The following is a 10,737-nucleotide window of genomic DNA, read 5'->3' on the forward strand; positions in this document are numbered from 1 at the left end:
CCGTCATCGAGGGATGCAAATGTCAGAATCAGATCACTAGCCGTTGAATACGGCGCGATGATGGTGCCGAAAGCAACGCCTTTGACACCATTTCACTTACTGGAACGCTGTCTCGTAGAAACTTCTGAGCTTGCGTGAATGCAGTCTCTCATCCGGCATGGCCGCGATCTTTTCCATTGCGCGAATACCGATCTGCAAATGCTGAGCGACCTGACGCTTATAAAACTCGGTCGCCATGCCCGGTAACTTCAGCTCGCCATGGAGCGGCTTATCGGAAACGCAGAGCAGCGTGCCATAAGGGACGCGGAAGCGGAACCCGTTGGCAGCAATCGTCGCCGATTCCATATCAAGTGCGACCGCACGCGCCTGCGAAAGACGCTGAACCGGACCGCGCTGGTCGCGGAGTTCCCAGTTACGGTTATCGATTGTAGCAACAGTGCCGGTGCGCATGATGCGCTTGAGATCATAGCCTTCAAGGCCGGTTATTTCCTCAACAGCTTCTTCCAGCGCCACTTGAATTTCAGCAAGCGCGGGGAGGGGCACCCAAGCAGGAAGATCGTCATCAAGAACGTGATCTTCACGCATATAGGCGTGTGCCAACACATAATCGCCGAGCTGCTGGCTGTTGCGCAGACCCGCACAATGGCCGAGCATCACCCATGCGTGTGGTCGCAGCACCGCGATGTGATCGGTGATGGTTTTGGCATTGGAAGGGCCGACGCCAATATTGACCATGGTGATACCCGAATGATCGGATCGTTGCAGGTGATAGGCTGGCATCTGCGGCATGCGTTGCAGTGGGATTCCGCTGCTTGGTGCGATTTCGCCTGCACGCGTTATCGCATTGCCGGGCTCGACAAAGCTTTCATACCCGCCACCACCTTCGGCCATAAGCCGCCGGGCATAATCACAGAACTCATCCATGTAGAACTGGTAGTTGGTGAACAGCACGAAATTCTGGAAGTGCTTTGGGCTGGTCGCCGTGTAATGCGCAAGCCGGTGCAGGGAATAGTCGACCCGCTGAGCCGTAAAGGGCGCGAGCGGCATAGGCTCGCCCGGAGTTGGGTCAAAATCTGCATTGACGATCTTGTCGTCGGTTGCAGCCAAATCGGGCACATCGAACAAATCGCGCAACGGATGTGTGAAGGCATTTGCAACCGATGCCTCGACATAGGTGCCTTCAATGAAAGCAAAGTGAATCGGAATAGGGGTTGCGGACTCCCGAACCGTCACCGACACACCATGATTGCGCATCAGGAGGCGGATTTGCTCATTGAGATAATGGTCAAAGAGATCGGGCCGGGTAATCGTGGCCGAGTAGTCACCGGGCGTGGTCACATGGCCAAAAGCGAGACGGGTATCCACATGAGCAAAGCTGGAGGTGGAAAGGCAGATTTCGGGATAAAATGCGCGATAGCGTTGCGGGCGGACTTCGCCACGTGCAAGCTGCTCAAAAGCTTTGCGCAGGAATTCGGTGTTGCGATCATAAAGCTTGCGGAGCGCGGCAACAGCCGCGCTTGCATCGGTGAAAACCGCCGGTTCCATGAAAGGAGGCGTTTTGATCTCTGTGAGAAAAGGTTGTTCGATTCGCTGTGTCATGACTTATTATAGCAAAGTCCGTGACACTCGTAGGTCAATTCCGACATGTGGATGAGCATCGAAGAACTTTGAGATAATGAGGGATTCGTGGGCTCTGTGGCCGCTTGCTGAATAGATATTTGTCTTTAAGCACTGCGTTGCAGAGTTACAAAAAGCACAAGCCCCGCGCCGCTCATATGTGCCTTCTGACCAATTTGCGTATAAGCGAATGTAGCAGCAGGCCCGGTGAATACAGCCGTGAAGAGCAGGACCCGGAGTGCGATGCCTGCAGAGAGACGGAAACGTGAGATCATAACTGTTTGTCGCCGCCCACATTCTTGAGATGCATTGCGGTAACAGGCCCCACGACCGGCTGATCCCGATACACGTCATATTTGCGATCCACGAAAAGGCTCGCGATGATCGCAATACCTGCAATCATGAGACAGACTATTGTAGCGCGCCACAGCAACATGGTTCCCCCCGGCTTTGGAATTCGTTCTTTTGGAGCGGGTTTCTTGTTCCAGACCGGAAAATCCGCCGCTATCTCTTTGTTTTGTGCAGTCGTGGACGAAAATCGGCACCCGCTTTCCCCGAAACTGCTTTAGATTTCTGAGTTTACGTGTTGCATCTGAACTGTCCCTGACGGCTGTGTTCATCCGGCGTTCAAAAATATTGAAGCTTCATTAACAAGCACGGTTCGCTCTTGTGCCTTGCTGCGCTGTCCCTATGTTAGCCAATATTGGAATTACGGACAAAGCCAAGAAAGCGGGAGAAAGATACCCATGGCCGAGCAGACAAAACCTATCGAGCTTTATTATTGGCCCACGCCGAACGGTTTCAAAATCAGCATCATGCTGGAGGAACTGGGTGTTCCCTATGAAGTAAAATATGTGAATATTGGCAAAGGCGATCAGTTCCAGCCGGATTTTCTCAAAATTGCGCCAAATAACCGTATGCCAGCGATTGTCGATCCCGAAGGTCCGGGTGGCGAGCCAATTTCGGTGTTTGAATCGGGTGCTATTCTGCAATATCTCGGCCGCAAGTTTGGCAAGTTCTATCCGACCGATGAACGCAAGCGCGTAGCCGTTGATGAATGGCTGATGTGGCAGATGGGCGGACTGGGGCCCATGTCAGGGCAGGCCGGTCACTTCCGCCTCTATGCGCCCGAAAAAGTGCAATATGGCATTGATCGCTATACCAATGAGGTCAATCGCCTCTACGGTGTGCTTAACCGTCAGCTTGAAGGCAAGGAATATATTGCAGGCGAATATTCCATTGCCGATATGGCGAGCATCGGCTGGGTTAACGCTTATAAGAATTATGAGCAGAAGCTGGAGGACTTCCCGAACCTCAAGCGCTGGCATGAAACGATGAACACACGCCCTGCGGTGCAGCGTGGTCTTGTCGTTGGCAAGGAAGAGCGAGAAAAGTCTAACCTTGCAAATGACAAGGAAGCTCAGAAAATTCTGTTCGGCCAGAAGGCTCGCTAGACATACGGTGACTTTTAGGGCCCATCCTGGATGATATCACCCGGTTTGAGGCGGCGATACGCGCCAAAGAAAACGTCAGAGCTCCTATCTGTTAAGTTCAGATCGGGGCTCTGACTTATTTCATGAATGACTTACTGGCGCGTCAGGCTTTCGCTTTTACAGATAAGTCCACCCATAACGCAGCCAGATAGCGATAGACTATTGCCTTTTACGCTGGCCTTGCCGGTATAAGTTTTGCCTTCATCCAGCTTATTGACTTCGCCCTTATAGGTGCCGTCTTTGCCGGACATCGACCCGATTGATTTGCCTTTATATTCGCCGGTCTGCACGGTGCCGCAATATTTGCCGCCGCCACATGCTGCATAGCTGATGATCGTGCCATTCGGACGTTTCCACGTGCCGACAATAGCCTCGTCGGCAAATGCTGGCGCAGACAGGCCCGCTGTCAATGCAACGGCTGCGGTCATTCCCATTATAAAATTGCGGATCATGCATTCCTCCCAAAATGCCGCAAAGCTCCCAGCCTTGCAGAATACTTACGCAAACGTAAACGTAATCGAGTTTTTGCCGAAGCGGAAGAGGGATAATTTGCTGGCTCGAATTCAGTGATAACAAAGTTTCCAGAGCGCATCCCCAAAACCATGAAGTGACTTTGAGATCAAAATGGGCGGTCACAACCGCTAATGCGTCGCTCTCTTCCACTCAGATATAAATGCCCTCTAACACATCAATCTCCGCCATGGTTATCATCTGGTTTCTAAGCAAGGATTGCGAAAACATGGCCATTTCGGAAAAACGCTGTAATTCGGATGGCTTGGATGTTTAACGAATTCCCAAATTTACTCCTTGTTGGGATTTCGTTGTCCCCTTGTTAAGCATCTGGTTTAACGAGCATTTTAATCCTGTCGCTTATCTTAAAGACCATGAACGGAACGACAGATCCGACGGTTCCGGGACGGTGAAAGCCAGTCTCGGAAACAAAGAGCGGACGGTTCTCGGGATTTAACAGGGACAAAGAAAAATGACACAGTTTCAGAGCGTTACACAGCACGACAATGCAGGCTCCCAGGATCGCATTCTGCTGGAGATGGGTTTGAAATACGCTATCGGACGCGACTGTGAAATCGACGTTGTTGAAGCTCACAAATGGCTCAACATTGCAGCCATCCGAGGCAATCAGAAAGCCGAGCGCATGCGCAATCAGGTGGCTGCGACGATGAGTAAAATCGAACTGGCCGCTGCTCTTCGCGGTGCGCGTGAATGGATGACTGCGCACTAAGACTACTTGGGCAGATATGAAAAAGCCGCCCAATCAGGCGGCCTTTTTGTCAGCTTATCCCGAGGTAACGCCCCGGCTTGTGGTTGATCGCGATGATCACATTCATTGCAATAGCTCCCACCAGCGAGAGCAACATGTTCTCCAATGGGATAAAAAACAGTGATCCAAACATGATGAGAATATCGAGCCCGAGCTGGAACCAGCCAGCGCGAATGCCATAGGCATCCTGCACATAAAGCGCGAGAATGTTGACACCACCGACACCGGAGCGGTGACGGAACAGCGCCAGTACGCCCATTCCCATCAGGCTTCCGCCCATCAACGCTGCGAAGAGCGGATTGATCGAACTGAAATCCACACACAGCGGAATGACTTTGGCAAAGAATGACATCAGCGCTACGGCGATGAATGTCCTGATAGTAAACGGCCAGCCCATACGCTTTGCAGCGAAATAATAGAATGGCAGATTGATCAGAAAGTAGAGCAGGCCGAATCCGATGCCGGTGGCATATTGGATCAGCAGTGCAATGCCAGCTGTGCTGCCTGTCATCAGGGTTGCGTGACTGTAAAGCGTAATACCCAAAGCGATGAATGAGGTGCCAATCAGCATGGCGACCGCGTCTTCGTAAAGATGGTGACGATCAACGCCGATTACGCTGGTCACATCGGCAAGCGGGGAGGCGCTATCTGCGATATCGGCCACGTTTAACTCCAGAGCTGCGAAAACCGGAAATCCGGACAAGATTACTCAAAGGCAGAACCAGAGTTCCGACGTTTGAGGTTACGTATATTCGCGCTGCACTGATGGGCTATCGCTCCACGCGCAAGCGTCAAGTCTTGGGAGACGTTGCAAATATAGCATTCGGAAAACGTGCCCGCACTGCTAGCAATATTGTTATTTTAAGCGTGGCTTTATGGATTTAACGCAATTTCGATATGTCAATTTTTTGGAATATTTCGTGCTCGGCTTGAGCGAGAAAACGGTTCACATTGCTCGGATTGCGTAAATGGTATTTTTTCAGGTGAAAAGGGGCTTCTTTCATAAAGGAAAGCGCTCGAACACGACCATATTTACGATAATTGACGACGAACTTGAGAAATTCCCAGTCGAAACGTTCTTCGCAACCTTCGGCCATATCCGGACGTGACTTGCCGTAGTGGCGAAAGGTTCGTCTGATGATTCGCCATAGCCGCCGCGGGGTCGATATATCGAGGAATATGAGCATATCTGCACGCGATGCGCGGTACGTCATGGTTTCGCTATGATTGCCTTCGAATATCCATTCCTCGTGATCGGCAACCTCATTGGTAAGGCTGGAAATCTCGTCACGGGGACGCATGGTCCAATTGGGTTCCCAGTAGATAGTATCGATGTGAACTACAGGTAGCCCGCTGATTTTTCCGAGCGCGCTTGCAAGCGTAGACTTTCCCGATCCTGCACCGCCAATGATCATGATCCTTTGTGTCATTGGGATGAACCTCAGATTTTAACTCTGTTCCAATAAAGGCAGGACAGGAGTATGGAACTACTATATATTTACTTTGTGTCATTCAAATTTACGTAACATCTAAAGAATGACGGTTAGAAATTTTGTATTGTATGCAGTGGTAATATTAATCAACTGATTGACAGTCAACTTGCTTGGCATCAGACTTGGCGGCGAATGCGAAATTTTAAAAGGTTAGAGACCGGCAAAGCAGACTGGATGTTTTGAATGATCGCGTTATGCGATCCTTAAATGAACCAAAGCATTCCCAGCAAAACTGCACGGCGGTTTTGCGCCGGGCAATGCGTTGAAACAAAAGTTTGATCAGTTCTGGCGATTTAATCTTAAATGAAACCGCTCAGGAACAAAGAATTCAATAGTCCGTATCCGACAGGGAGCGACGAGATGTCTATTCGTACCATCACAGCCTTGGCTGGCACTGCAATCATCATGGGCGCATCTGCCTTCGTTTTTTCATCACCGGCAAGCGCTCTGACGATGAAAGAATGCAGCACGAAATATCAGGCTGCGAAAGATGCTGGCACGCTGGGCGATGCCAAGTGGAATGATTTCCGCAAGACGCAATGTGGCGATGCTGCCGCCGCAGCACCAGCTGCTGCACCAGCCGCTCCTGCAAAAAAGGCGGCTGCACCGGCCAAAAGCGCAGCTGCACCTGCAGCTGATGACAGCGCGAAGAGCCTGACAATGAAGCAGTGCAGCACCAAGTATCAGGCAGCTAAAGATGCCGGTACCGATGGTGGTACTAAGTGGAACGATTTCCGTAAGTCGGAATGTGGCCCGGGTGCTGATCCTGTCGCGCTGACCACTGATGGCAATTCGGAACCTTCGGCACCCACCGTTGCTGCACCAAGTGGCGTGAAGTTCCCAACCGCTGTTTCCTCGAAGTTCTCAAGCGAATCTGCAGGCAAGGCGCGTATGCATACTTGCCTTGAGCAGTATCATGCAGCCAAGGATGCAAATGCACTGGGTGGTTTGAAATGGGTTCAGAAGGGCGGCGGCTATTACAGCCTTTGCAACGCACGCCTGAAGGGTAACTCGTAAACTTAGAGTGGTTCCCGTAAAGTGAACTTACGGGACCGGCCTTCGTTCAGAATGTTTCAAATCTGGGACGGCTTATAAGTCGGCTTGAACTTACACCGTTTTAGAGAGAAGGGGCCTTGCTGATCAGCAAGGCCCCTTTTTCTTTGAGCATTTCGATGGGGAGGGTTGGTTTCAGGTCTTCTTGAACCAGCTGCTGATCGCAACCACAAGCCAACCCAGGATCATCAAGCTTCCGCCTGTGGGTGCCGCCATTGGAAACAGCCTGTTCCCGGTCATGTCCCGCATAAACAGATCGCCGCAAAACAACGCCAGTCCGGCCACCAGCAGTGCACCGCCAATATTGGCTATGCGGCTGTTTGGAACGATCAGGGACAACACCAGAAGGGCAGGGGCATGACCGAGAAGGAGAGGTGCAATTGCACCCAAATGGTTCTCGCCACCATGCGCTGCGCCCGCATAAGCAGCGATTGCAAGGGCGCCGCATAGACCAGCAAGTGTGCCAAACAGAACGCTGGAAGGTTGGTTGCTATGTTGGATCGTCATATGGTGGTCTCCACAATCAGGCTATGTTCAGGGTCTTTCGGGCTTCTGTAAGTGCTTCAGGCAGCGCCGCTTCAAACAGATCCATCTGCTCTTTGACGCCAACACTCACGCGAATGCAGCGATTCAATACAGGGGCGGCGGGTTTGCGGACAAAGATATCACGCTCAATCAGCCCGTTGAGAATGGCCGTTGCGAAAGCTTCATCCCGTCCACAATCAATGGCGACAAAGTTCGTAGCTGAAGGAATAGGCTTTAATCCATGGCGTTCTGCAACGATGGCTATTCTATCCCGCCCTGCATGGATTTTGCTGACCACATCATGCAAATAACTTTGATCTTTCAGAGCTGCAATTGCTGCGGCTTGGGCAACCCGGTTAACGGCGAAATGGTCGCGAACCTTGTCGAACGATTTGATCGCATCGGCGCAGCCCAGAACATAACCAACACGAATCCCTGCAAGCCCATAGGCTTTCGAGAAAGTGCGCATACGTAAAACATTCGGGCGATCCAGTTCAAATGCCGGGAAGGCAGATGCAGGGGCTGTTTCGCAATAGGCCTCATCGAGAATCAGCATTGTTGTTTCTGGAATACGTTCGATGAACGCCTGAATATCCGCCCCTTCATGCCATGTGCCCATGGGATTGTCTGGATTCGCAATGTAAAGCAGCGCTGGATTTTCCTTACACGCTTTTTCGATCAGTGCGTCCAGATCAGGTCTGTCCTGATTGTAGGGGGTCGTCAGCAACGTTCCGCCAAAGCCCGCGACGTGATAGTTGAATGTCGGGTAGCCGCCAAGCGAGTTGATGACTTTGTCGCCTTGCTGCACATATTGCCTTACCACCAGGCCCAGGAGTGCATCGACACCTGCGCCCGGCATCACATTTTCAGCTTTTACGCCGTGATGGGCCGCAATTGCATGGCGAAGGGCGTAGTTTTCGGGATCGCCATATTTCCAGACTTCGGACGCTTCCTGTCGCATGGCTTCTATGACGGATGGAGCCGGGCCGAAGCTGCTCTCATTGGCACCAATGCGTGCCGAAAAAGGCTTGCCACGCTTAAGTTCAAGCGTTTCAGGACCAATAAAAGGGACTGTGGAGGGGAGGCTTTCAACAAGCGGCGTAAGACGAGGCGATGCCATAGTGTTTCCGGTCAACTTGGTCTGATGGGACAGGGTAACGGAATGGGAACGGTGATGCGTTTTCACCGATCGGTTCAGTGCCCCGGCACCCGATAAAGGATCAGACAGGCATAGCAATTTGTGACTAGCCTCGCCACATCGCTTATGGAGAAACTTGATTATATGTCTCACAGGACCTGCCGGCATCAAATGTGAAAGAGCGCGACTGTATTCATCTCAATGAGATATGAGCAGCATTTCCAAAAGGTTTACCGAGCCACAACCGTCTCGAACGGAGCTGGCTATGATAGAATCATAAAACCCGTAAGCGATATTTTGCTTACCTATTTATCTCGGGCACAGGCTCGGTACTTGTCTGCCCCAATACTCTAGAGCATTTCTGGATTAGGTTGAATTATTAGAAATTCTCTATCTTTTTGTTTTTACGAACATCAAACCGGTTTCCATTTTTCGGGCTGTGCTTTAGCTGTTCGTCCCCGGGTGTCTCTAAATCTACGGAACCGTGTTCAAGAAAAATATAATCGAATCAAAGTGCTAAGACCTGCGAATAGCTTTCAAAGCGGAGGGGTTCCAATTCTGAGACCCGAAGGTCTGTATTGGCGGTGCAGGCAATACAACTTATGTCTGTAGTCGCCCATGCGTCCGCACCCCAGCACGCACAAGTGACACAGTGCAGCTATTTGATTTCGCGCATATGCCGCGAAATCTTCTTTTGAGAAATTTGCCTTAGCGGATCTCCAGGACCTTGACGCAGGAATCAAGATCATGAGTGGCAAGGTGCGCGTACCGCATCGTCATTTGCAGCGTCTGGTGGCCAAGCCACATCTGCACACGCCGTATATCTATGCCGCCGCGAACGAGGCGCGAAGCACATGTATGGCGCAGAATATGCGGAACGACCTGATCGTCGGTGCCGAGGCCCACTTCGATTTTCGCATCATTCCATATTTGACGGAAGCGCACCTGATTGAGCATGGAGAAGGGGCCTTTCAGCCGCTCATGCGTAATCTCTGTAGACTTTCGTGCACGTTTGGTTAGTGGAACGGTCCGACTGCGGTTCGACTTGGTCAACCAGAATGTAACGCGATGCTCCTGGATATCATTCCAGGTGAGGCCAATCGCTTCTCCCAAACGGCAGCCACTGTCGACGAGAAAAACAGACAGACGATAGCTGTCTTCACAGCGCGATTTAACGGCGGCAAACAGGCGTTTCTCTTCTTCATATTCAAGAAAGCGGATTCTCCCCGCGCGCTCTTTCTGTCGGACAAACTCCGGCAGACTATAGACATCCCCCATTTTGTGCGCCTTTCGCAGCAGCTTACTCAACGCAGCCATCTTTCTATTGATGGTTGCATTGCTGTTGCCGCGCTCACGAAGCGAACCTATGACGGAGTCGAGCATGTGCTGATCAAAACCCGAAAAGCGGATGCCTTTCAGAATTTCATCAATTTCACCAAGGAACGATTTCACATTATACTTGTGTGAGCCATCATCCCAAAGGATGTTGATATACTTTCCCGCCAATTCAGCCAGTGAAAATTGCTCTACGAGCCGATGCTTCAGGCTTTTTACGGATGTATATTCAAGGTTGTAATCGATAACTGGCGAATATCCTTCGCCTCCATCGATCCTCGTGCCCCCAACGACGATCATAGCAAGTCCCCCACTTTTTTATGGGATGCATGCATAAAGAAATAATTCATCGAGTACAAGATAAGTGAGCTAACTTTATGTGGAGACATGTTTCGATCCTTTTCTAGAACCCATCGCCCCCCATTTATTCGTCCCCGCAACTCCCCCATTTTGAATTCCGCCGAGATCCCCATCTCGAAAGAACCAATGTTCACGCTTTCGTGAACGCTTCCCCAAATGACTGACGCCAACGGTTGCCCGTTGGCGTCAGATGCTTAAGCGTAGTTCTGATTAGAACGAACGCTGGAAGCGAATGATGCCGCCGAACGCATCTTTGTTTTCGATAGCGCCAGCCTGACGGAGTGGATGATCGCTGTCCCAACGGGTGTAGTTGATTTCTGGAGTGATGGTGAAACCAGGAACCAGCTGATACGCAACGTTTGCTGCGATTGCGGTCTTGCCCCAATCTTCGTAAGCGCCCTGAAGGTTGAAGGTTGCCTTGTCGGTAGCCTTGAACTTCGCGCC

At 51.2% G+C, this 10,737-nt stretch carries 13 protein-coding genes; 3 read left to right on the forward strand and 10 right to left on the reverse strand.

The features are described 5' to 3' along the window. Positions 1 to 96: 96 nt before the first annotated feature. From CEV32_RS21710 to CEV32_RS23780, 3 genes are all read right to left on the reverse strand, one after another. On the reverse strand, positions 97 to 1,599 hold the full coding sequence (locus CEV32_RS21710; protein WP_094579133.1) for an AMP nucleosidase: 1,503 nt from the start codon (positions 1,597 to 1,599) through the stop codon (positions 97 to 99). Between the two features lie 125 nt (positions 1,600 to 1,724). Then, a complete protein-coding gene (locus CEV32_RS23775) occupies positions 1,725 to 1,892 on the reverse strand; it encodes a hypothetical protein (protein ID WP_167382832.1) in 168 nt (55 codons plus the stop codon). Continuing rightward, on the reverse strand, positions 1,889 to 2,053 hold the full coding sequence (locus CEV32_RS23780) for a hypothetical protein (RefSeq protein ID WP_167382833.1): 165 nt from the start codon (positions 2,051 to 2,053) through the stop codon (positions 1,889 to 1,891). The genes CEV32_RS23775 and CEV32_RS23780 overlap by 4 nt, the downstream gene beginning before the upstream one ends. Before the next feature lie 310 nt (positions 2,054 to 2,363). Between CEV32_RS23780 and CEV32_RS21715 the strand changes: the two genes are divergently transcribed. Further along, positions 2,364 to 3,071, forward strand: coding sequence for a glutathione S-transferase N-terminal domain-containing protein (locus tag CEV32_RS21715; RefSeq protein WP_094579134.1), 708 nt, complete (start codon positions 2,364 to 2,366; stop codon positions 3,069 to 3,071). Positions 3,072 to 3,202: 131 nt separating this feature from the next. On the opposite strand, the gene CEV32_RS21720 is transcribed toward CEV32_RS21715, so the two are convergent. Continuing rightward, positions 3,203 to 3,562 carry a DUF2147 domain-containing protein gene (locus CEV32_RS21720; RefSeq protein ID WP_094579135.1) on the reverse strand — a complete coding sequence of 120 codons (360 nt, stop codon included), beginning with the start codon at positions 3,560 to 3,562 and terminating at the stop codon, positions 3,203 to 3,205. 530 nt (positions 3,563 to 4,092) lie between these two features. Here CEV32_RS21720 and CEV32_RS21725 point away from each other — a divergent pair. After that, positions 4,093 to 4,350 (forward strand): sel1 repeat family protein, encoded by a 258-nt coding sequence (locus CEV32_RS21725; RefSeq protein WP_094579136.1) that lies wholly within the window; start codon positions 4,093 to 4,095, stop codon positions 4,348 to 4,350. Positions 4,351 to 4,399: 49 nt separating this feature from the next. On the opposite strand, the gene CEV32_RS21730 is transcribed toward CEV32_RS21725, so the two are convergent. Further along, positions 4,400 to 5,053, reverse strand: a complete 654-nt coding sequence (locus CEV32_RS21730; protein WP_094579220.1) for a YitT family protein — start codon at positions 5,051 to 5,053, stop codon at positions 4,400 to 4,402. A gap of 217 nt (positions 5,054 to 5,270) precedes the next feature. Then, positions 5,271 to 5,804, reverse strand: a complete 534-nt coding sequence (locus CEV32_RS21735) for a P-loop NTPase family protein (RefSeq protein ID WP_235818858.1) — start codon at positions 5,802 to 5,804, stop codon at positions 5,271 to 5,273. A 438-nt stretch (positions 5,805 to 6,242) separates the two neighbouring features. Between CEV32_RS21735 and CEV32_RS21740 the strand changes: the two genes are divergently transcribed. After that, positions 6,243 to 6,899: an antifreeze protein gene (locus CEV32_RS21740; protein ID WP_094579138.1), complete on the forward strand. Its 657-nt coding sequence runs from the start codon at positions 6,243 to 6,245 to the stop codon at positions 6,897 to 6,899. Positions 6,900 to 7,070: 171 nt separating this feature from the next. On the opposite strand, the gene CEV32_RS21745 is transcribed toward CEV32_RS21740, so the two are convergent. From CEV32_RS21745 to CEV32_RS21760, 4 genes are all read right to left on the reverse strand, one after another. After that, the gene (locus tag CEV32_RS21745; RefSeq protein WP_094579139.1) at positions 7,071 to 7,442 is read right to left on the reverse strand and encodes a DUF423 domain-containing protein; all 372 of its coding nucleotides are present in this window, start codon (positions 7,440 to 7,442) and stop codon (positions 7,071 to 7,073) included. A gap of 16 nt (positions 7,443 to 7,458) precedes the next feature. Then, positions 7,459 to 8,580 (reverse strand): pyridoxal phosphate-dependent aminotransferase, encoded by a 1,122-nt coding sequence (locus tag CEV32_RS21750; RefSeq protein WP_094579140.1) that lies wholly within the window; start codon positions 8,578 to 8,580, stop codon positions 7,459 to 7,461. Between the two features lie 726 nt (positions 8,581 to 9,306). Continuing rightward, complete coding sequence (locus CEV32_RS21755) at positions 9,307 to 10,233, reverse strand: tyrosine-type recombinase/integrase (protein ID WP_094579141.1); 927 nt, start codon at positions 10,231 to 10,233, stop codon at positions 9,307 to 9,309. 270 nt (positions 10,234 to 10,503) lie between these two features. Continuing rightward, positions 10,504 to 10,737: porin (locus tag CEV32_RS21760; RefSeq protein ID WP_208620877.1), on the reverse strand; the 234-nt coding region annotated here is incomplete at its 5' end.

Origin of the sequence: Brucella rhizosphaerae (assembly GCF_002252475.1) — a bacterium.
Lineage (GTDB): Bacteria > Pseudomonadota > Alphaproteobacteria > Rhizobiales > Rhizobiaceae > Brucella > Brucella rhizosphaerae.